This window comes from Methylocystis sp. S23 (assembly GCF_054106005.1).
The window spans coordinates 510,286-530,698 of the sequence record NZ_CM134185.1 but is presented as its reverse complement, the minus strand read 5'-3'; the positions used below and the strand labels follow the sequence as shown (position 1 = coordinate 530,698).

The window sequence follows — 20,413 nt, the reverse complement described above, 5'->3', positions numbered from 1 at the left end:
GCTCGGGTAAGTCCCATTGCTTATGCAGAGCTTGTCTTGAAGACAGAAAGAGCGTGATAAAATGAGCTTCGTCATCGGTCTTGTCGTGACCATGGGCTGCATGCTCGGCGGCTTTGCGGCGCTCGGCGGACATCTGATTGTTTTATGGCAGCCTTGGGAATTCGTGATCATCATGGGTTCGGCGCTCGGCACATTCATCGTGGCCAATCCGACCAAGGTCATCAAGGATACGGGCAAGGCCATTTTGCAAGCGGTGCTCGAGAAGACGCCAAAGCGCAGGGATTATCTCGATATACTTGGCCTCCTGCATGTTCTCATGCGCGAATTGCGGAGCAAGTCGCGCACCGAGGTCGAGGCGCATATCGACCAGCCCGGCGAATCCGCGCTCTTCGCAGCGTTCCCCAATGTCCTCAAGAACGCCGAGATCACGACCTTCATATGCGATTATTGTCGCCTGTACATCATCGGAAACGTCAAGACCTTCGAAATCGAAAGCCTGATGGATGAGGAGATCGCGGCGATCAAGCATGACAAGCTGAAGCCCTATCAGGCGCTGACGGCGGTGGGCGACGGATTGCCGGCGCTGGGCATCGTCGCGGCGGTTCTTGGCGTGATCAAGGCCATGGGGGCGCTCGATCAATCGCCGGAGCTGCTCGGCGGGCTCATCGGCGCCGCGATGGTCGGAACCTTTGCGGGGATATTCGTCTCCTACGGCATCATGACGCCGCTCGCCTACAAGGTGAAGGTCGCGCGCAGCAAGGAATGCCACGTCTTTCTCATCATCAAGCAGACCTTGCTCGCCTTTATGAACGGAGCCTTGCCGCAGGTCGCCGTCGAACATGGCCGCAAGTCCATTCCCGCGCATGACCGGCCGACGATCGACGAAGTCGAAAACGAAACGCTGAATGGCGGCGCCGCCGTGGCGGAGGCCGCATGACCAATCGAGCGCATATGGCGGACGGGGGCTTCGACGAGCCGCTCGTCCTCATCGGCGAGGGAACGCTGGACCGCATGCCGGGTCTCGCGCTCCTCTTCGAAGAGACCGCCGCCCGCTATTCCCGTTTCCTTGGAAAATATGCGGAGGGCGCGGTTCTGTCGGTGGAGGGTCTCGAAGCGCTACGGGTCGGCGAGCTCGCGGAAAATTACGGAAGCCTCGGCCGGACGCTGGTCTATCGCGCCGCAAGCCTGGAGGCCCGCGCCGCATGCGCGGTCGATGAAGCGTTTCGGCATCTCGCTTTCGAATTGCTGCTCGGTTCGAGCGTCGTGGCGCCTGCGGCGGAACGCCCGATCACCCGCATCGAGGATTCGATCCTCGGCTTCGCCGCGCTCAATCTCCTCGAGGGGTTTGCGGAGGCCTTCTCGGCCTTCGCGCGCATCTCGTTCGAGCGCGACTGGGGCGCGGAGGAGGCCGGCTTCTTTTCGCTGGGGCCGAAAGCCGCTGTGGCTGTGCTCGCCCGGATGACTCTGCAATATCGCGAGCATTCCGGCCGGGCGCTCCTCGCCCTGCCTCGCGCCGCCCTCGATCCCTTCCGCAACATGCTGGCGCGCGCCCCGGGCGCCGAGGGGCAGGCCGCCGACCAGACATGGTCCGCCAATCTCTATGAGAACATCGTGCGGACGGAGGTCACGGCCGAAGTGAAGATCGAGGCACGGGGCTTCACGCTCGGCGACATTGCGCGGCTCGAGATCGGCGACGTTCTGCGTCTGCCGATCGCGCCGACGAGTCCGATACGCGTCGTGTCGGAAGGCCGGACGCTCTTCTGGTGCACGCTGGGACAAAAGGACGGAAGATACACGGTGCGGCTGGAGGAATTCTCGGATGAGCGGGAATCCTACATCGAGAACATTCTGGGCGTCTGACGGGGCGGAGGGAAAAGCCGACGATGAGCAATGTCGAACCTGATCAGGAGGGAGCCCATAAGCGGCGCGCGCCGGAAAGCGGGACGAGAGCGGGCGACGAGGCCCGCATCCAGGCGCGTCGCGTCGATTCGATTCTTCGCATCCCGGTGGTTCTTCAGGTCGTGGTCGGATCGGCGACATTGCCGGTCTCGAGCTTGTTGAAACTCGGTCGCGGCGCCGTCGTGCCGCTCGATCATCGGGTCGGCGATCCGGTGGACGTCGTCGTCAATGGACGGACGATCGCGCGGGGCGAAGTTGTGGTGGTGGAGGAGGACGGCGCGCGTTTCGGCGTTTCGCTGACGGAGATCTGCGAGCCGCAGCGCGAGCAGGTGGGCTAGCCGAAACCGGGCCATGACGGACCTTCCCGTGCAGGAAAAAAGCAGCCCGCTCGACGGCGCGGAAAAGGTCGCTGCGGTGCTGCTGGCGCTCGATCGAGAGGCGTCGAGCCGCGTCCTGAAACATTTCGACCAGAACGAGCTGCGCCGCGTGGCGCGCGTCGCCGCAAGTCTCGGCAGCGTGCCGCAAAGCGCGCTGGACGAGATCTGCGCCGGCCTGGTCGAGGAAATTCATGGCGGCGAGCCGGATCTTGTCGGCGGCCCCGCAATGGCGGAGGAATTGCTCGCAAGCGTCTTGCCCGACGAGCAGGTCGCCGACATCATGTCCGACGTTCGGGGAAGCTCGAACCAGTTTCTGTGGCGGCGCGTCGCCGCGCTGCCGGACAAGATGCTCGCCGACTATCTTTCCGCCGAGCGTCCGCAGACGATCGCCATCGTGCTGGCGCGAGTCGATCCGGCCGTCGCCGCGCGCGTTTTGGCGCAATTGCCGGCGCCGGTGCGCGCGCAGGCCATGCGCCGCATGTTGATCTCCAAGCCGGCCGCGGAGCCCGTCCTGCATCTCATCGAAGAGGCCTTGCAGGCGGATCTCTTCGCGACGACCAATGCGCCGTCGACCTCGGAGGTGAGCGCAAAGGTCGCGGGCATCGTCAACCAGTTGGAGCGGGACCAGATCAACGAAGTCCTCGCAGGTCTCGCGGAGGCGGAGCCGATTCTCGCGGAGCAGCTAAAGGCGCTGCTCTTCTCTTTCGAAGATATTGTCGGACTTGGTCAGCGCGCGCGGCTGGTCGTCTTCGATCAAGCGCCGACGGACCGCGTCATCCTGGCGTTGCGCGAGTCGGATGCGGCGATGCGCGAGGCCGTGCTTCCATGTCTCTCCGCGCGAACGCGGCGCATGGTCGAAGCCGAGCTCGCCGCCCCCGCGGAGCCGCCGCGACGTGAAATACTCGCGGCCCAGCGCGAGATCGCGAATCTCGTCGTGCGGCTCGCGGGTCAGGGCCTTATCGATCTGACCGCGGCCGACGGGTCGGCGTGAGGCGGCCGCCATGTCCGGGAGCGAGGACGCCGACTCCAAAACGGAAGAGGCGACGGAAAAGAAGATAAGGGATACGGTCGAGCAGGGACGCACGGCCGTTTCACGCGATGTCGCCACTGCGCTGGGCGTCTTCGCGCTGCTGGCCTGCCTTGCCTTTCTCGTCGAGTCGTCCGGTCCCCGGCTTATGGAGGGGCTCGCGCTGCTTCTCGCCAATTCGGGCGCGCTGCGTCTTCGCGCGGACGCCGACGCATATCGCTATCTGCAGGTCGTCGGATTCGAAGGCGCGGCTTTTCTCGCGCCGACGCTGCTCGTCATCACGCTTTCGGGGATCGCCGCCGCCTTCATCCAGGGCGCGCCCCGCATCGTCTTCGACCGCATTGCGCCGGAGCCTTCGCGCATCTCTCCGAAAGCCGGCTGGAAGCGGCTCTTCGGAGCTGCGGGAGCCGTCGAACTTGTGAAGGCCACGGTAAAGATCGCCGTCATCGGCGCCGCGGCGGCGATTGTCGTCCAAGGCGACCGATCCGCCTATGTGGACGCCTTGCGCATGGAGCCGCGCGGCCTGCCCGCCCTTGGCCTGCGGCTGCTTCTCCATCTCACGAGCGTCGTGGCGCTCTGTCTCGCCGTGATCGCCGCCGCCGATTTCGTCTGGACGAAATTCAAATGGCGGCGCGATCTGCGCATGAGTCGGCAAGAGCTGAAGGAGGAATTCAAGCAGGCGGAGGGCGATCCCTTCGTCAAGGCGCGCATGCGGTCGCTCGCCGCGGACCGCTCGCGCCGGCGCATGATCGCGGCCGTGCCGAAAGCGAGTTTCGTCATCGCCAATCCCACCCATTACGCCATTGCGCTGCGCTATGTGCGCGAGGAAGGCGGCGCGCCGCTCGTGCTCGCCAAGGGCAAGGATCTCGTGGCGCTGAAGATCAAGGAGATTGCGCAGGCCAACGACATTCCCGTGCTCGAGCGCAAGGAGCTGGCGCGGGCCATGTTCGACCTCGTTGAGGTAGACAAGATGATCCCGCAGGAATTCTACCGCCCGGTCGCGGAGCTGATCCATTTGCTCGACCGGCTGTCGGCGCGGCGTCATTGAATGATAAGATCGGCTTGTAGCGCGCCCGCGCTTTTGATCGCCTGAAGAATGGAAATGACGCCGGTCGGCTTCAGCCCGATCTGGTTTAAGCCCCTGACAAGCTGCTTCAATGTCGGGCCGGCCAGCGTCGCGACCTGTCCGGTCTGCTCGGCGGCGGAAATCGTCGTCTGCGTCGTCACCGTCGTGCGGCCGTTGGAGAAGGGCGCCGGCTGCGATACTTCCGGCGTCTCGGTGACGCGCACCGTCAGCCCGCCATGGGTGACCGCGACGGGCGAAATCTGCACGTCGGCGCCGATGACGACCGTGCCGGTGCGCTCGTCTATGACGACGCGCGCGGGCGTCTCCACAGGAACGCGCAATTCGCCGATCTCGGCGAGGAGGCGCGTCGCATGCGTTCCTTTTGGAAGCGCGAGAAGAACGCTGCGGTCGTCCCGCTCATGCGCGAGCGCCGTTCGGTAGCGCTGGCGAGAGAATTTGTTGACCGCATCGGCGATGCGGACCGACGTCGTATAATCGGGGTTGCGCAATTGCAGAACGAGCGGGCCGTCCTTCGGAACCGCCGGACGCGGCGGCTCGCGCTCGATCGTCGCGCCGTTCGGAATGCGGCCGACAGTCGCGACGCCATGGGTGAGCGTCTCGTTCTGTCCTTGCGCGGCGAAGCCGGAGACCGCGATCGGACCCTGCGCAACGGCGTAGACGGCGCCGTCGAGACCGGTGAGCGACGTCAAGACAAGCGTGCCGCCCATGAGCGAGGTGGCGTCGCCCATGGAAGAAACCGTGACGTCGATCGTCGAGCCCCAGCTCGCGAAGGGCGGCAGCGCAGCCGTCACCATCGCCGCCGCGACGTTGCGCGTGCGCATGCTGTTGTTGGGCCGGACATTGACGCCCATGCGGTCGAGCAGAGCGGAAGTCGATTGCTCGGTGAAGGGCGCGTTGCGCAGCGTGTCGCCCGTGCCCTGCAAGCCGATGACGAGCCCGTAGCCGACGAGCTGATAATCGCGCGGGCCGATGGGGGAGACGATGTCCTTGATGCGGACATCCGCCTCCGCGGGCGACATGAAGAGAAGGACGGCCAGAATTGCGCGGGGCTTCATCATCCCTCGCCGACTCGGACGGAGCCGTCGCTCTGGATGCGCCCGGAGATGAAGAGACCGCTGTCCTGGTTGCGCACGCGGATGAAGTCGCCGACGCCGCCGGGCTGCTGGGCGACGCCATAGGCGACGATCTGCAGCCCTTCCTCAAAGAAGACGATCCTGATCTGCGCGCCGACATGGACGATGCGCGGATTGTCGATAGCGATCGCCGGAATCGGCTGGCCGGGGAGCAGGGTCCGCCGCGCGACCTTGCCGACCAGCGTTTCACGCGCGCGCGCGTAAAGAGGCTCCGAACCGGGCGCGAGGGCATAGGCCCGTTCGTCGAGCATCGACTCCGCGATCATGTCCCCCGGATAGATGACGACGCGCGCGACCGGCAGCTTTTCCTGCGCCGCCGCTTGCGCGAGGCCCGCGACGGTCGCGAGCGCGACGAGGCGAAACCGGCTCATCTGACGCCTTTCGAGACCGTGCCGGCCATTTCGTCGGCGGCCTGAATGACCTTCGAATTGAGTTCGAAGGCGCGCTGCGCGGCGATGAGGCTCACGAGCTCCTTCACGGGATCGACATTGGAGCTTTCGAGATAGCCCTGATGCACGACGCCGAAGCCCGGATCGCCGGGAACGCCGACGATGGGCTGGCCGGAGGCGAAGGTCTGCCGGAAAAGATTGCCGCCAAGCGCCTCAAGGCCCGCATCATTGGGGAAGGTGGCGATGGTGAGCTGGCCGAGCTGTTGCGGCTGCGTCTGTCCGGCGATCATCGCCGAGACGATTCCGGTCTGGCTCACTGAGACGCTCAGCGTATTGTTGGGCACGGTAATCGTGGGGCTCAATTGATAGCCGTCGACGGTGACGAGCTGACCGTTGGCGTTCGCGCTGAAGGAGCCCGCGCGCGTATAGAGCGTTTCATTGTCCGCTCCGAGAATCTGAAACCAGCCACGACCGTTGAGGCTCAGATCATAGGCGTTGCCGGTATTGGCCATCGCGCCCTGCTGCTGCAGGCTGCGCACGGCGGCCGTGCGCACGCCGAGGCCGAATTGCGCGCCTTGCGGCACGGTCGCGTCGCGGCCGCGATTGGAGACGCCCTGAATCCGTTCCGTCTGATAGAGCAGGTCGGTGAATTCGGCGCGCGCGCGCTTGAAGCCGGTTGTGTTGATGTTGGCGATGTTGTGCGCGATGACTTCGATATTCTGCTGCTGCGCGCTCATGCCGGTCGCAGCGATGGCGAGTGCTCTCACGATGCGCGCTCCTCAAATCGCCATGCGGCTGATGTCCTGATAGGCGGCGACGGCCTTGTCGCGCAGCGCGATGGCCGTGTGCAGGTCTCGCTCCGCCTGCATCACCGCGCTCACGACGTTTTGCAGCGAAGCCTTGCCCTCCACGCCGGCGATGGAAGCGGCCTCGCCGTTCTTCACGGAGTCGATCGTCTGGTCCGCCAATTGTTGCAGGACGTCCCCGAAGGAGGCCGCGGCGGCTTGCGCGCCCGCGGCAAGGCGCGGCGCGCCGGCGAGGGTCGTGACGGCGGTCCCGGCGAGCGGGCCGATGGCGGCGGCGGCGATGGGCGCGAGCGGAAGCATCAGAGGCCTTTCAAGAGATCGACGGTCATTGCGAGAAGATCGCGCGACTGTTTCATGATTTGCAGATCGGCTTCATAGGCGCGATTGGCTTCGCGCATGTCGCCCATTTCCAGGAGAAGATTGACATTGGGGCGCTTGACGTCGCCATTGGCGTCGGCTGCGGGATTGCCGGGATCGCGATCAATCGAGAAAGGCGTCGGATCGACGCCGATGGCGTTGACGCGCACGAGCCGCAGGCCGCTCGCGCGATCGAGCTCATTGACGAAAGCGATGGTCTTGCGCGCGTAAGGATCGGCGCCGGCGGTTTTTCCCGTTGATTGCGCATTGGCCATGTTTTCGGAGACGACGCGCAAGCGCGCCGATTGCGCAGCGAGGCCCGCTCCCGCGACTTTCATCGAAGCGTCGAGCGGATCGATCATGCGCGCACCGCCGACATCCACATGCCGTGGAAGGCGCGCAGGAGGTTGGTGTCGAGCATGAAGGCGCCGCGCACCTCGCCCGCCTTGATCATTTCGAGCTCGGGCGACACGGTATTGCCGGAATGGGTCGCCTCCCAACCCTCCATGGGCCTGACGGCGGCGGCGAGCGCCTCCGTCTGCGAGGGACGCATATGCAGCGGATCGGCGCCGGCCATATCAAGCGCGCTGCGCTCCATCACGCGCGAGAAGGGCGTCAGGTCCTGCGCCTTGTAGCCCGGCGTATCGGCGTTGGCGATGTTCTGCGCGACGAGCGATTGGCGCGTCGACAGCCAGCTTTTCTGCTGGTCGATGAGACTGAAGAGATAGACCGGCTCCATTATCCGCCTCGCATGACCCGACAGGCGCCACGCTAGGGCGCGGCGCTTGCGTCGGGCTGGAAGCGGTCAGCGGGGCGGGGAGATTCCCTCGCGGGCGAGCAAAGCGCGCTTGCGCTCGACGCCGCCGCGATAGCCGGAGAGCGCGCCGTCGCTGCGCAGCACGCGATGGCAGGGAATGGCGATGGCGACCGGATTCGCGGCGCAGGCGCCCGCCACCGCGCGGGTCGCCGTCGGGGCGCCGATGGCTCTCGCGACGTCGGCGTAGCTCGCCGTCCGGCCGGGCGAGATGTCGCGCAGCGCCTTCCAGACGCGGCGCTGGAACGCCGTGCCGCGCGCGTCGATCGGGAAGGCGACGGGCGAAGAGGGCGCTTCGATCAGCGCCAGCGCCGCCGCGACGAGGTTGTCGCCTTCGTCACGCGTCTCGATCAACGGCATATTGCGGAAGCGCGCGCGCAGCTCGCCGCGCAATTGTTCCGCATCGTCGCCGAACCATAAGGAGCAAACGCCCTTGTCGCTGGTCGCGACCAGGGCAAGCCCGAGGCTGCATCTGTGGAGGCCATAGCGGATTGCTTCCGTCGCCTGCGGCGCGCGGCGTGCGGGTGAGCTGTCGGCGGCGTGCATCTGGGTCATCGGACTCTCCGCTTGTCTCCGGCGAGATGATAGCTCGTCTCGGCAAATTTAAGCGACCTCGAATTGTTCCAGCCGCCATATTTCGGCGGCGCCGGCTTGCGCCCATTCCTTCCAGGCGGGAAGGGCAAAGATCGCGCTGGCGTAGGATCGCGACTCCTCGGAGAGCGGCAAGCGATAATTGTCGAGCCGCCTCACGACGGGCGCGAACATGGCGTCGGCGGCGCAGAACGGGCCGAAAAGAAACGGCCCCTCGCGCCCGAAACGCGCCCGCGCATCCCGCCAGGCGTCGTCGATGCGCGCGGCGTCGCGGCGCGCCGCTTCGCTTACGGAGGCCGCGCCGGGTGGGCGGCCGAAATTCATCGGGCATTCCTGACGCAAGGCGGTAAAGCCCGCATGCATCTCGCAAGCGAGCGAACGCGCCAATGCGCGCGCCGCCATGTCGCGCGGCCATATTGCAAGATCGGGACGAAGCTCGGCGACGTACTCGATGATCGCCAGCGACTCCCAGACGCATCGGCCGTCGTGCAGAAGCGCCGGGACTTTCCCAGCGGGCGAGAAATGCAAAAGCTTCTCTTTCGACTCCGGCCGGTAGAGCGGAATCAGCACTTCGTCGAAGGGAATTTCGAACTGCTTCAGGACGAGCCAGGGCCGCATCGACCAGGACGAATAGCGCTTATTGCCGATGACGAGGGAGAGGCTCACGCGTTTTGCGCCTTCAATAGGCCCAGCTCGTCATCCGAGAAGAGACGCGAGCGGGTGAGGAACCGGCTTCCGGTGCCATTGTCGAGCGAGAACATGCCGCCCTGGCCCGGCACGACGTCGATGACGAGCTGCGTGTGCTTCCAGTAATCAAACTGCGCTTGCCCGATATAGAAGGGCGCGCCTCCGATCTCGCCGAGCTTCACGTCATGGTCGCCGACGAGGAAATCGCCCTGCGGATAGCACATGGGCGCAGAGCCATCGCAGCAGCCCCCGGATTGGTGGAAGAGGATGGGGCCATGCTCTCGGGTAAGACGCGCGATGAGGTCGAGCGCGGCGGGCGTGGCTGTGACTCTCTCGACTATGACCTAACCCTCCACATTGGCCGCTGCGATAATAGATTCGATGACATGTGTTTTGGCGGCCGCGTAGGCGTTCATGTCCGGCCAGCCCTCGCGCGCTAGCTCGCGCTTTGTCCTCTCGTACCGCTGGCGATCTTTCGCATTGGCGCGCAGCCGGTCGCGAAAGATCAGATTGCGCCTGATCTCGCCACATCCTTCGGAATAGACGTGGACATGAACGTCCTTCGCCGGCGTGCGGAACATCCGATGCTCATTCCAATCCGCTTCGCGTACGCGCAGTTCATAACCAGCGGCGCTGAGTTGCGGCAGATAGGACGTCTCATTGCCCGAGTCCACGACAACCACAAGGATGTCGATCACGGGTTTGGCGGCCAGCCCCGGGACCGACGTCGAGCCTATATGTTCGATCCGCAAGGCCGCGTCGCCGAGCGACGAAGCAATAAGAGCCTTGTGCCTCTCGAAAATGTCGGGCCACGCCGCGTCGTAATCAACGATCGCGATCCTGCGCTTTTCGGTTCCGCCAATCAGCAAGGTCCGCTCCCTATCCCTCGCACGCAAATGAGTCCTCTCCCCGCGCGCAGGGAGAGGGAGAAGGGCACGATAAAGCTTCAGAAGAACCCCAGCTTCTTCGGGCTGTAGCTCACCAGCATGTTCTTCGTCTGCTGATAGTGATTAAGCATCATTTTGTGATTCTCGCGACCGATGCCGGACTGCTTGTAACCGCCGAAAGCCGCATGCGCGGGATATGCGTGGTAGCAATTCGTCCAGACGCGGCCGGCCTGGATCGCGCGGCCGAAGCGGTAGCAGCGATTAATGTCGCGGCTCCACACGCCGGCGCCGAGACCATAAAGCGTGTCATTGGCGATATGCAGCGCTTCTTCGTCATCCTTGAAGGTTGTCACCGACACGACGGGGCCGAAGATTTCCTCCTGGAAGACGCGCATGCGGTTATGGCCCTCCAGGACCGTCGGCTGCACATAGAAGCCGCCGGCAAGGTCGCCTTCGAGCGTGTTGCGCTCGCCGCCGGCGAGCACCTTGGCGCCTTCCTGCTTGCCGATGTCGATATAGCTGAGAATTTTCTCAAGCTGCTCGGAGGAGGCCTGCGCGCCGATCATCGTCTCGGGGTCGAGCGGATTGCCCTGCTTGATGGCGCCGACGCGCGCGAGCGCGCGCTCCATGAAGCGGTCGTAAATTTTCTCGTGAATGAGCGCGCGGCTCGGGCAGGTGCAGACCTCGCCCTGGTTGAGCGCGAACATCACGAAGCCTTCGACCGCCTTGTCGAGGAAATCGTCGTCCTCGCGCGCCACGTCCTCGAAGAAGATGTTGGGCGATTTTCCGCCGAGCTCCAGCGTGACGGGAATGAGATTCTGACTGGCGTATTGCATGATCAGGCGGCCCGTCGTCGTCTCGCCGGTGAAGGCGATCTTGGCGATGCGGTTCGAGGAGGCGAGCGGCTTGCCGGCTTCGAGACCGAAGCCGTTGACGATGTTGAGCACGCCCTTCGGCAGAAGATCGCCGACGACTTCCGCCCAGACGAGAATGCTCGCGGGCGTTTGTTCCGCCGGTTTCAGCACGACGCAATTGCCGGCCGCGAGCGCGGGGGCGAGCTTCCAGGCCGCCATCAGCAGCGGGAAGTTCCACGGAATGATCTGTCCCACGACGCCGAGCGGTTCGTGGAAATGATAGGCGACCGTGTCGTGGTCGATCTCGGAAACGCCGCCTTCCTGCGCGCGCACCGCGCCGGCGAAATAGCGGAAATGATCGATGGCGAGCGGAATGTCGGCGGCGAGCGTCTCGCGGATCGGCTTGCCGTTGTCCCAGCTTTCCGCCGTCGCGAGAAGCGTGAGATTCTCCTCCATACGGTCGGCGACCTTGTTGAGGATGCGCGCGCGCTCGGTCGTGCTGGCCTTGCCCCACGCCTCCTTGGCGGCGTGCGCCGCGTCGAGCGCGGCCTCGATGTCGTCCTTGTCCGAGCGCGCGATCTCGCAGACCTTGCGGCCGGTGATCGGCGAGATATTGTCGAAGACGCGGCCGGATTTGGCGTCCGCCCATTCGCCATTGATGAAATTGCCGTAGCGCGGCTTGAAGGGCGGCTTCGCGGTCGCGAAAATCTCGTGCTTGGTCATGGGGGCCTTTCCTTCGGGTTTCCTCGACCCGCTTCTTTTCGCGGTTATTGCCTGCTTCGAAGATAGTAACGCACAGGCCCGCGCCAAGGGAAAGGGCGAGCCGTGATCCCCGGAATGCTTGGCCTTGGCGTTCCGATGCGGCGGCTCCGACTGTGGGGAGACGCGGATCCTATCCCCCATTGTGAGCGAAGCGAAGCAATCCAGGGCCACGATAGCCCCCTCGATCGCTTCATCGCGCCGCTCCTCGCACTGACGGGCGATAGGAGCGCTAATCGAGACAGGCTTTCGCCAGCGCCTGGAACGCCCTTGCGCGATGCGAGAGGGCGCGCGAGCCGTCGCCCGGCAAAGCGTGCTTTTCCGCCGACATCATCTCGCCGAAGGTCTTGTCGAGCTCATCGGGCTTGAAGATCGGATCATAGCCGAAGCCCTTGTCGCCCTTGGGCGGAAAGACCAGCACGCCGTCGACCCGCCCCTCGAACTCCTCGATATGGCCGTCGGGCCAGACCACGGCGAGGGCGCAGGTGAAATTGGCGCGGTAGGGCGGTTTCGCCCCGCGCTCTTCGAGCTTCTGGCGCACAAGCTCGCAGGCCGCCTTGAAGTCGCGATTCTCGCCCGCCCAGCGCGCGGAATAGATTCCCGGCGCGCCGTCGAGCGCGTCGACGCAGAGGCCGGAATCGTCGGCGAAAGCCGGCAGGCCCGAAGCCATGGCGGCGGCGCGGGCCTTCAGCGCGGCGTTGCCGCGAAAGGACGTCGCGGTCTCTTCGGGCTCCGGCAAGCCCATATCGCCGGCCGAAACCGCCTCAACGCCATGCGGCGCGAGCAATTGCCGCAGCTCCCAGAGCTTGCCGGGATTATGCGTCGCGATGACGAGCTTGCCGGAAATCTTGCGGTGGGTCATGCGGCGCCTTTTTCGTGACGACAGGGGCGGCGGGGGCGCCGAACGGGTCTTTATACCAATTCCATTTGACGCGTTCGCCGAGCGGCCGTCATTGCGAGGAAGCTTTGCCGACGAAGCAATTCCGAGCCGTGATGGGGCTCTGGCTTGCTTCGCTTCGCTCGCAATGACGCCGGGAATCGTAACGAAGCGATCTCAGGCGGAAGCCGTACTACTTCTTCGCGCCGCGCGCCGCGCGCCGGGCGAGCGTGCGCAGGCGCAGCGCATTCAGCTTGATGAAGCCTTCCGCGTCGCGCTGGTCATAGGTCCCGCCTTCCTCGAAGGTGACGAGGTCCTGATCGTAGAGCGACCACGGGCTCTCGCGGCCGACGAGCGTCGCCGAGCCCTTATAGAGCTTCAGGCGCACGGTTCCCTCGACATGCTCCTGGCTCTTGTCGATCGCCGCCTGCAGCATCTCGCGCTCGGGCGAGAACCAGAAGCCGTTATAGATGAGCTCGGCGTAGCGCGGCATCAGCTCGTCCTTGAGATGCGCGGCGCCGCGATCGAGCGTGACGCTCTCAACGCCGCGATGCGCGACGAGCAGGATCGCGCCGCCGGGGGTCTCATACATGCCGCGCGACTTCATGCCGACGAAACGGTTCTCGACCAGGTCGAGGCGGCCCACGCCATGCTTGCGGCCGAGATCGTTGAGGCGGGCGAGCAGCGTCGCGGGCGAGAGCGCCTCGCCATTGATCGAGACCGCGTCGCCATGCTCGAAGCCGATCGTGACATATTCCGGCTCGTCCGGCGCCTCCTCGGGATGGCCGGTGCGCGAATAGACGTAATCCGGCGTCTCCTCGTTCGGGTCCTCCAGCACCTTGCCTTCCGACGAGGTGTGCAGAAGGTTGGCGTCGGTGGAGAAAGGCGCCTCGCCGCGCTTGTCCTTGGCGATCGGGATCTGATGCGCCTCCGCGAAGTTGATGAGGTCGGTGCGGGACTGGAAGTCCCATTCGCGCCAGGGCGCGATCACGTTAATGTCGGGCTCCAGCGCGTAATAGCCGAGCTCGAAGCGCACTTGGTCGTTGCCCTTGCCGGTCGCGCCGTGGCAGACCGCGTCCGCGCCCGTCTTGCGGGCGATTTCGATCTGCTTCTTGGCGATCAGCGGGCGGGCGATGGAGGTGCCCAGCAGATAGAGCCCCTCATAGACGGCGTTGGCGCGAAACATCGGGAAGACGTAGTCGCGCACGAATTCCTCGCGCAGATCCTCGATGAAGACGTTTTCGGGCTTCACGCCCAGCAGCAGCGCCTTCTCCCGCGCCGGCCCCAGCTCCTCGCCCTGGCCGAGATCGGCCGTGAAGGTGATGACCTCCGCGCCATAGGTCGTCTGCAGCCATTTGAGGATGATGGAGGTGTCAAGGCCGCCGGAATAGGCGAGGACGACCTTCTTGATGTCTTTCTTGGCGCGGGTCATTTTCGGCTCGGGCTGATTGCTGGGTCGGCGCCGTTATAAACGGGCCGCCGCCGCACGCAAGCGCGCCGCCCGGGCCGACAGGGCGATTGAGGATGACGCTCCGGCGCGATATTTCTGCTCCGGTTCATGATGTGGCTTCGCCCCTCACCTCAGCCCTCTCCGCAGGCGGGGAGAGGGGCCGGCGCTAGTTCTCCCGCCGCCGTTTGCTGGCGGCGCCGATCCAGGAGGTCCCGGCAAGGGGAGGGCGATTGTATCTCCCGGTCATGATCCCGAACGGCGCCGCTCCTCCCCCTCTCCCCGCAGGCGGGGCTAGCAGATTCACACATCTGTGTTGGTTAGCGGCGGCGTTGGTTGGGTGACGGCGATGGCGTATTTTCCGTGCTGGAATTTGAGCCATCCGGCGAGCATGACGACGGGGCCGGGTTTTCCGTAATAGCCGGTCCAGCCGCCGAGGCGGGCGAGCACCCAGGACGCATAGGCCAGGGACCCTCGCGGATGTGGGTTCTTCTGACGCTGCGTCTTGCCTTCGAGGGTGGCGCAATAGGCTTCCAGCAGCGGTTGGTCCTTGGGCTCGAAGGCGTCGAGGAGCGGGCGCAGACGTTGCGGATCGCCGCCGTCCCGGGCGTGGACGAGTTGTTGGATCGTCACGGCCGCGATCAACGTCGCGGCCGCCAGGGTCTGGCGCGGCGCGTCGTCTTCCATCCGCACGGCCTCGATGTCGAAGCCGCCGGTCTTCATCGTGCGGAACAACTGCTCGATCGCCCAACGGCGTCGATACAGATCGACGACCTCGAGCGCTTGCGCGAGGCGGTCGACGGGGCGCGTCGTGATCAGACGCCAATGGACGTTTTCGCCTGGGGGCGGGTCGATCTCGCGCACGTCGACGAGATGGACCGCGATCGTCGAGGGGTCGTTCTGGGCCGCGCCGTTCCGGGGCCGCGCGAGATCAAAGCGCCCATGCCGGACGGCCAGTGTCGCTTCGCGCGCCGGCCGTCCGGGCCTCGCCGGAAGCGACAGCGTCGCCCGCCCGGCCTCCTCCAGCGCATCCAGGCGCGCAAACAGCCGCTCGCCATCCTCCAGCGCGCGGTCCTGCGCGGCGCGCACGAGGAGGTGAACTCCCGGCGGGCGCCGCGCGAAGGCGGAATAAATATCGCTCTCGCGATCGGCCACGACCGTGACCTCGCGCGCCAAAGCGCAAACTTTCGCCGCCGCCGCCGCGCCCTCCAGCCAGCGCCGGCTTTCCTTGTCCTCGATCGGCCGCTGACGCCGATCCGCCTTGCGTCCCGTCGCGCGTTCAAGGAACTGCGCGTGCGCCAGACCCACGATCGAACCGTCCTCGGCGTCGACGACGAGGGTCGGATGCAGATAGAGCCCGCCGCCGCCCTCGGACTTGACGACCGTCGTGTCCTGTATCGCCAGGACCGCGCGCCCGGCGCAACGCGCCGACGCGCGCGCGGCCGCCGTGGCGAACATCTCCGCGCCGGTCACCGCCCGATTGCGAAGAAAGCGCGTGATCTTAATCTCACCGGCCCGGTCGCCGCCGAGCCGACGAATGCGTATGCCCCCGCCGCCCTCCGCCACCAGCCGGGAAAGCAGAAAGGCCCCCTTTTCCAGTCGCGCGTCGCCAAAGCGACCCAGCGTCCGTCCGTCCATCGTCCGTCCCTCCGATTCCTTCAAATGGAATCAGACGCCCAGGCCACATGCAACCAAGATGTGTGAATGCGGTAGGCTCGCGGGGAGAGGGTTGGGGTGAGGGGCGAGGCGGCGCGTGCGCGCTGAGATTTCGATGGTTCCAGCGTGATATTCGTGATGTGGCTTCGCCCCTCACCTCAGCCCTCTCCGCAGGCGGGGAGAGGGGCCGGCGCCGATTGGCGGCGCGAACCGCCCGCCGCTCCCGCGCGGCCTCGTCTTTCGGCCGGGGGGCCGCTACAATGATCCTCATGAGAAGCCAGCCGCCGCATGACACGGCCAAAATTTCAGGGATGACCCCGGCGCGCCGGCGCGCGCTCGATATTCTGACCCAGGCTGGCCGGCCCGTCGGCGCCTATGAGATGATCGATCTCATGGCCGAGGCCGACGGCAAGCGGCCGGCGCCCGTCTCCGTCTATCGGGCGCTGGCCTTTCTGCTCGATCACGGCCTCGCGCACCGGCTCGAATCCAAGAACGCCTTCGTCGTCTGCGGCCATTCGCACGGGGCCGAGGAGCCGGTGGTTTTTCTCATCTGCGAAGCTTGCGGCGAGGTGAAGGAAGCGACCTCGGCCGGCCTCGCGCGCGAACTCTCCGCGCTTGCGGGCGAGGCCGGCTTCAAGGCGCGCACCCGCGTCGTGGAGATCGCCGGCCGTTGCGCCCGCTGCGCCGGCGCCTGACATGCGCGCCGCGGCTCCCCATCCCCGCGTCCATGCGTCGCGCGCGCTTTTCGTCATTGTTTTCGCCTTTCTCGCCGCGCTCGCCTTCGCCGCGCCGACCTATCCCGAACTCACCGGCCGCGTGGTCGACCAGGCCGGCGTTCTGCAAGCCTCGACCAAGGCCGGGCTTGTCTCGAAGCTGCGCGATCTCGAGGACAAATCCGGCATCCAACTCGTCGTCGCGACGATCAAGTCGCTCGACGGCTATGACGTCGAGACCTACGCCAACGGCCTCTTCCGCTATTGGAGGCTCGGCGAGGCGAAGAAGAACAACGGCGTTCTCTTCCTCGTCGCCCCCAGCGAGCGCAAGATGCGCATCGAAGTCGGCTACGGGCTCGAGGGCGTGCTAACCGACGCGCTGTCGAAAGTCGTTCTCGCCACGGCCGTCGCGCCGAAATTCAAGGCGGGCGACTATAATGCCGGCGTCGAGCGCGGCGTCGACGGCGTTGTCGAGATCCTCAGCGGCGACAAAACGGAATGGGCGAAGAAAATCCCGCCGCCGCCCTCGTTTTTCGAGGAGATGCTGCCGCTTCTTCTCTTCGCGCTGTTCGTCTTCATCTTCATCATGATGGCGCGCAGCGCCGGGCGGCCGGCCAATTACAGGCGCTATCGCCGCGGCGGGCCGCCCATCGTGATATTGCCCTCGGATGGCGGCTGGCGCGACAGCGGCTGGTCGGGGGGCTCTTCCGGCGGCTCCTCCTGGGGCGGCGACAGCGGCGGCGGGAGCTTCGACAGCTTTTCCGGCGGCGGCGGCTCATCGGGCGGCGGCGGCGCCTCGGGGGATTGGTGATGCGGCTTTCGGAGCAGGACCTGGAGCGCATCGCGCAAGCGATCGGGGAGGCCGAGAAAAAAACCTCCGGCGAGATCGTCTGCGCGCTCGCCCGCCGCGCGTCGGATTACGCCTATGTGCCGCCGCTCTGGGCGGCCTTCTTCGCGCTCGCCACGCCTTGGCCGCTCGCGGAATTCACCGACCTTTCCGCCAAGACGATCTACGCCGCGCAGATCGGCGTCTTCATGCTCTCGGCGCTGCTCGTGTGGCAGCCGCCGATCCGGCTCGCTTTGACGCCGCGCCTCGTGAAGAAACGCCGCGCCGAGCGCGCCGCCATCGAGCAGTTCTTCACGCGAGGGGTGGCCGGGACGAAGGGCCGCACGGGCGTGTTGATCTTCGTCTCCTTCGCCGAACATTACGCCCGCATCATCGCCGACGAAGGGCTGAGCGGGAAAATTTCGGATGAGGAATGGAGGGCGGCGCTGGAGCCCTTGTTGAGAAGCCTGGGGCAGGGGCGCTGCGCGGACGGGTTTGTGCTGGCGATCGAGGAATGCGCGCGGCTCCTGGCCCGCGTCGCGCCGCCGGGGGCGGAGGGGGACGAACTGCCGGATAAGGTTTATGTGAGTTGAGGGGAGCGCAGATTTCGCTAGGCAAAACAGATATTTGGATAAAATGATGAAAAAGCGGATTTTCCTGTGCCAACGAATTTCAGCAGTCCTTCGGCGCTCTGAGCGACAAGGCCCGGCGCGAGCCCGTCGTCATCACCAAGCATGGACGCGACTCTCTCGTCGTCATATCCGCGGATGAATGGGAGCGGCTGAAACGTCGAGACCGCCGCGTCGGTTTGACGAGCGAACTCCCGGACGAGTGGGTTGAGGCGGTGCGCGAAGCGAAGGTTTCCGAGGAATTCGCCGCGCTCGACGCCGAATTGAAATAACGCCGTGTCTCTGCCCGGGCCGGTTCCGGGCCTCGTCATCCGTTATAGCTACCAATGGCGCCGGGAGCATTTGGAGGGCCGCGAGGAAGGTCAGAAAGACCGACCCTGTTTTATAGTGGGTTGCTTCAACCCGGGTGGAGACCCCCTCCCAACCCTCCCCCTTTCAGGGGGAGGAAAGACCGGCGGCGCCTCTGCTCCCTCCCCCTGAAAGGGGGAGGGCCGGGGTGGGGGTTCAACTCGATCAAGTTGATTGAAGCCAGCTATCAGTATCTTTCTCGATCGAGTTACGCTCCTCACGCCTTCCCCCATTCCAATCTCCCTCGCCTTGGGCTAAAACCCGCCGCATCGCAACATAAGTCGCCGCCGCGCCGTCCGGGTTGAGCAAGCCCCACGGACCGGGTCGCGGCTGTTTCATCGAAAGCCGCCATGCAGCTTCGCAATATCGCCATCATCGCCCATGTCGACCATGGCAAGACCACGCTCGTCGACCGCCTTCTCCAGCAGTCGGGCGCGTTCCGCGAGAACCAGCGCGTCGCCGAGCGCGTAATGGATTCGAATGATCTCGAGAAAGAGCGCGGCATCACCATCATGGCCAAGGCCACATCCATCACCTGGAAGGATGTGCGCATCAACATCGTCGACACGCCCGGCCACGCCGATTTCGGCGGCGAGGTGGAGCGCATCCTCTCCATGGTCGACGGCGCCATCGTGCTGGTCGACGCGGCGGAAGGCCCGATGCCGCAGACGAAATTCGTCGTCGGCAAGGCGCTCAAGATCGGGCTGAAGCCCATCGTCTGCGTCAACAAGGTCGACAAGCCCGATGCGCGCGTCTCCGAAGTCGTCAACGAGGTCTTCGACCTCTTCGCCGCGCTAGACGCCAGCGACGAGCAGCTCGACTTCCCGATCATTTACGGCTCCGCCAAACAGGGCTGGATGGCCGAGGAGCCGGAAGGCCCGCAGGAGGGCATGGCGCCGCTCTTCGACCTCGTGCTCAAGCATGTGCCGGCGCCGGCGGTCGAGGAAGGCGGCTTTCGAATGCTCGGCACGCTTCTGGAGGCGAACCCCTATCTCGGCCGCATCATCACCGGCCGCGTCTTCTCCGGCGGCGTGAAACCCAACCAGCCCGTCAAGGTGCTCGACCGCAGCGGCAAGGTGGTCGAACAGGGTCGCGTCTCGAAGATTCTCGCTTTCCGCGGCATCGAGCGTCAGCCGATCGAGGAAGCCGAGGCCGGCGACATCGTCGCCATTGCAGGCCTCGAAAAATTCAACGTCGCCGACACGCTCTGCGCGCTCGACGTGACCGAGCCCTTGCAGGCGCAGCCGATCGACCCGCCGACGCTCTCCATGACCTTCCTCGTCAATGACAGCCCGCTTGCTGGCACGGAGGGCGACAAGGTGACGAGCCGTATGATCCGTGCGCGCCTCTTCAAGGAGGCCGAGGGCAATGTCGCGCTGCGTGTCGAGGACGCGCCGATGGGCGACGCCTTCATCGTCTCGGGTCGCGGCGAATTGCAGCTCGGCATCCTGATCGAGACCATGCGCCGCGAGGGTTTCGAGCTCGGCGTGTCGCGCCCCAAGGTCGTGTTCAAGAAGGACGAGGCGGGCGATCTTCTGGAGCCCATCGAAGAGGTCGTAATCGACGTCGACGAGGAGCATAGCGGCGTCGTCGTGCAGAAGATGGCCGAGCGCAAGGCCGAGATGATCGAGATGCGCCCCTCGGGCGGCAATCGCCTGCGCCTCGTCTTTCATGCGCCGACGCGCGGCCTTATCGGCTATCAGGGCGAGCTTCTGACCGACACGCGCGGCACGGCGATCATGAACCGCCTGTTCCACAGCTACGCGCCCTTCAAGGGCGAGATTCAGGGCCGCCGCAACGGCGTGCTGATCTCGAACGATCAGGGCGAAGCAGTCGCTTACGCCATGTGGAAGCTCGAGGATCGTGGTCCGATGATGATCGAGCCGGGCTGGAAGGTCTATCGCGGCATGATCGTGGGCGAGCATACGCGCGACAACGATCTCGAAATCAATGTGCTCAAGGGCAAGCAGCTCACCAATATCCGCACCCAGTCCAAGGACGAGGCGGTGCGCCTGACGCCGCCGATCCAGATGACGCTGGAAAAGGCGCTCGCCTATATCGAGGACGACGAGCGCGTGGAAGTGACGCCGAAGTCGATCCGCCTGCGCAAGGTCTATCTCGACCCGAACGACCGCAAGAAGTTCGGCAAGAAGGCCGGCGCGCTGGTGGAGTAATCTTTCTCCCTCTCCCCGCTTGCGGGGAGAGGGCCGGGGTGAGGGGCAAAGCCCCATTGGAAATCATCAGGAATAT

The 20,413-nt window shown here is 65.4% G+C and carries 24 protein-coding genes; 9 read left to right on the top strand and 15 right to left on the bottom strand.

The annotated features are described in order from the left end of the window. Window positions 1-61 precede the first annotated feature (61 nt). The 5 genes from motA to ACV7JP_RS02775 are packed head-to-tail and all read left to right on the top strand — an operon-like array spanning window position 62 to window position 4,351. Window positions 62-937 (top strand): flagellar motor stator protein MotA, encoded by an 876-nt coding sequence (motA, locus tag ACV7JP_RS02795; RefSeq protein WP_457797737.1) that lies wholly within the window; start codon window positions 62-64, stop codon window positions 935-937. Beyond that, window positions 934-1,860 carry a FliM/FliN family flagellar motor switch protein gene (locus ACV7JP_RS02790; RefSeq protein WP_457797736.1) on the top strand — a complete coding sequence of 309 codons (927 nt, stop codon included), beginning with the start codon at window positions 934-936 and terminating at the stop codon, window positions 1,858-1,860. Before motA ends, ACV7JP_RS02790 begins: the two co-directional genes overlap by 4 nt. Window positions 1,861-1,883: 23 nt before the next feature. Continuing rightward, window positions 1,884-2,237, top strand: coding sequence for a flagellar motor switch protein FliN (gene fliN / locus ACV7JP_RS02785; RefSeq protein WP_457797735.1), 354 nt, complete (start codon window positions 1,884-1,886; stop codon window positions 2,235-2,237). A gap of 13 nt (window positions 2,238-2,250) precedes the next feature. Beyond that, the gene (locus ACV7JP_RS02780; protein WP_457797734.1) at window positions 2,251-3,267 is read left to right on the top strand and encodes a flagellar motor switch protein FliG; all 1,017 of its coding nucleotides are present in this window, start codon (window positions 2,251-2,253) and stop codon (window positions 3,265-3,267) included. A gap of 10 nt (window positions 3,268-3,277) precedes the next feature. Then, window positions 3,278-4,351 carry an EscU/YscU/HrcU family type III secretion system export apparatus switch protein gene (locus ACV7JP_RS02775; RefSeq protein WP_457797733.1) on the top strand — a complete coding sequence of 358 codons (1,074 nt, stop codon included), beginning with the start codon at window positions 3,278-3,280 and terminating at the stop codon, window positions 4,349-4,351. Here the strand turns inward: ACV7JP_RS02775 and flgI are convergent. From flgI to ACV7JP_RS02705, 14 genes are all read right to left on the bottom strand, one after another. Further along, complete coding sequence (gene flgI, locus ACV7JP_RS02770) at window positions 4,345-5,448, bottom strand: flagellar basal body P-ring protein FlgI (RefSeq protein ID WP_457797732.1); 1,104 nt, start codon at window positions 5,446-5,448, stop codon at window positions 4,345-4,347. The two genes, ACV7JP_RS02775 and flgI, sit on opposite strands and share 7 nt — an antisense overlap. Beyond that, a complete protein-coding gene (gene flgA / locus ACV7JP_RS02765) occupies window positions 5,445-5,894 on the bottom strand; it encodes a flagellar basal body P-ring formation chaperone FlgA (protein WP_457797731.1) in 450 nt (149 codons plus the stop codon). Before flgA ends, flgI begins: the two co-directional genes overlap by 4 nt. Continuing rightward, on the bottom strand, window positions 5,891-6,679 hold the full coding sequence (gene flgG / locus ACV7JP_RS02760) for a flagellar basal-body rod protein FlgG (protein WP_457797730.1): 789 nt from the start codon (window positions 6,677-6,679) through the stop codon (window positions 5,891-5,893). The genes flgA and flgG overlap by 4 nt, the downstream gene beginning before the upstream one ends. 12 nt (window positions 6,680-6,691) lie before the next feature. After that, window positions 6,692-7,018, bottom strand: a complete 327-nt coding sequence (locus ACV7JP_RS02755) for a flagellar hook-basal body complex protein FliE (RefSeq protein ID WP_457797729.1) — start codon at window positions 7,016-7,018, stop codon at window positions 6,692-6,694. Next, window positions 7,018-7,437 carry a flagellar basal body rod protein FlgC gene (flgC, locus tag ACV7JP_RS02750; RefSeq protein ID WP_457797728.1) on the bottom strand — a complete coding sequence of 140 codons (420 nt, stop codon included), beginning with the start codon at window positions 7,435-7,437 and terminating at the stop codon, window positions 7,018-7,020. The genes ACV7JP_RS02755 and flgC overlap by 1 nt, the downstream gene beginning before the upstream one ends. After that, window positions 7,434-7,814 (bottom strand): flagellar basal body protein, encoded by a 381-nt coding sequence (locus tag ACV7JP_RS02745; RefSeq protein ID WP_457797727.1) that lies wholly within the window; start codon window positions 7,812-7,814, stop codon window positions 7,434-7,436. The genes flgC and ACV7JP_RS02745 overlap by 4 nt, the downstream gene beginning before the upstream one ends. A gap of 66 nt (window positions 7,815-7,880) precedes the next feature. Then, window positions 7,881-8,444, bottom strand: a complete 564-nt coding sequence (locus tag ACV7JP_RS02740; RefSeq protein WP_457797726.1) for a methylated-DNA--[protein]-cysteine S-methyltransferase — start codon at window positions 8,442-8,444, stop codon at window positions 7,881-7,883. 48 nt (window positions 8,445-8,492) lie between these two features. Further along, window positions 8,493-9,146 (bottom strand): glutathione S-transferase family protein, encoded by a 654-nt coding sequence (locus tag ACV7JP_RS02735; RefSeq protein WP_457797725.1) that lies wholly within the window; start codon window positions 9,144-9,146, stop codon window positions 8,493-8,495. Further along, window positions 9,143-9,508, bottom strand: coding sequence for a DUF779 domain-containing protein (locus tag ACV7JP_RS02730; protein WP_457799019.1), 366 nt, complete (start codon window positions 9,506-9,508; stop codon window positions 9,143-9,145). Before ACV7JP_RS02730 ends, ACV7JP_RS02735 begins: the two co-directional genes overlap by 4 nt. 3 nt (window positions 9,509-9,511) lie before the next feature. Then, a complete protein-coding gene (locus tag ACV7JP_RS02725; RefSeq protein ID WP_457797724.1) occupies window positions 9,512-10,036 on the bottom strand; it encodes a GrpB family protein in 525 nt (174 codons plus the stop codon). A 77-nt stretch (window positions 10,037-10,113) separates the two neighbouring features. Then, window positions 10,114-11,631 carry an aldehyde dehydrogenase gene (gene adh / locus ACV7JP_RS02720; RefSeq protein ID WP_457797723.1) on the bottom strand — a complete coding sequence of 506 codons (1,518 nt, stop codon included), beginning with the start codon at window positions 11,629-11,631 and terminating at the stop codon, window positions 10,114-10,116. A gap of 268 nt (window positions 11,632-11,899) precedes the next feature. After that, window positions 11,900-12,529 carry an RdgB/HAM1 family non-canonical purine NTP pyrophosphatase gene (rdgB, locus tag ACV7JP_RS02715; RefSeq protein WP_457797722.1) on the bottom strand — a complete coding sequence of 210 codons (630 nt, stop codon included), beginning with the start codon at window positions 12,527-12,529 and terminating at the stop codon, window positions 11,900-11,902. A 208-nt stretch (window positions 12,530-12,737) separates the two neighbouring features. Next, window positions 12,738-13,976 (bottom strand): argininosuccinate synthase, encoded by a 1,239-nt coding sequence (locus ACV7JP_RS02710; protein WP_457797721.1) that lies wholly within the window; start codon window positions 13,974-13,976, stop codon window positions 12,738-12,740. A gap of 318 nt (window positions 13,977-14,294) precedes the next feature. Beyond that, window positions 14,295-15,629 (bottom strand): IS4 family transposase, encoded by a 1,335-nt coding sequence (locus tag ACV7JP_RS02705; RefSeq protein WP_457795810.1) that lies wholly within the window; start codon window positions 15,627-15,629, stop codon window positions 14,295-14,297. Between the two features lie 278 nt (window positions 15,630-15,907). Between ACV7JP_RS02705 and ACV7JP_RS02700 the strand changes: the two genes are divergently transcribed. Genes ACV7JP_RS02700 through ACV7JP_RS02690 form a run of 3 tightly spaced genes read left to right on the top strand, consistent with a single transcriptional unit; the run spans window position 15,908 to window position 17,779 of the window. Continuing rightward, complete coding sequence (locus ACV7JP_RS02700) at window positions 15,908-16,342, top strand: Fur family transcriptional regulator (protein WP_457797720.1); 435 nt, start codon at window positions 15,908-15,910, stop codon at window positions 16,340-16,342. Between the two features lies 1 nt (window position 16,343). After that, window positions 16,344-17,171 carry a TPM domain-containing protein gene (locus tag ACV7JP_RS02695; RefSeq protein ID WP_457797719.1) on the top strand — a complete coding sequence of 276 codons (828 nt, stop codon included), beginning with the start codon at window positions 16,344-16,346 and terminating at the stop codon, window positions 17,169-17,171. After that, on the top strand, window positions 17,171-17,779 hold the full coding sequence (locus ACV7JP_RS02690) for a TPM domain-containing protein (protein WP_457797718.1): 609 nt from the start codon (window positions 17,171-17,173) through the stop codon (window positions 17,777-17,779). Before ACV7JP_RS02695 ends, ACV7JP_RS02690 begins: the two co-directional genes overlap by 1 nt. A gap of 17 nt (window positions 17,780-17,796) precedes the next feature. Here the strand turns inward: ACV7JP_RS02690 and ACV7JP_RS02685 are convergent, their stop codons facing one another. Next, the gene (locus tag ACV7JP_RS02685; protein ID WP_457797717.1) at window positions 17,797-18,126 is read right to left on the bottom strand and encodes a hypothetical protein; all 330 of its coding nucleotides are present in this window, start codon (window positions 18,124-18,126) and stop codon (window positions 17,797-17,799) included. 387 nt (window positions 18,127-18,513) lie between these two features. Between ACV7JP_RS02685 and typA the strand changes: the two genes are divergently transcribed. Further along, entirely contained in the window at window positions 18,514-20,337 is a 1,824-nt protein-coding gene (typA, locus tag ACV7JP_RS02680; protein ID WP_457797716.1) for a translational GTPase TypA, read from the top strand. Window positions 20,338-20,413 lie beyond the last annotated feature (76 nt).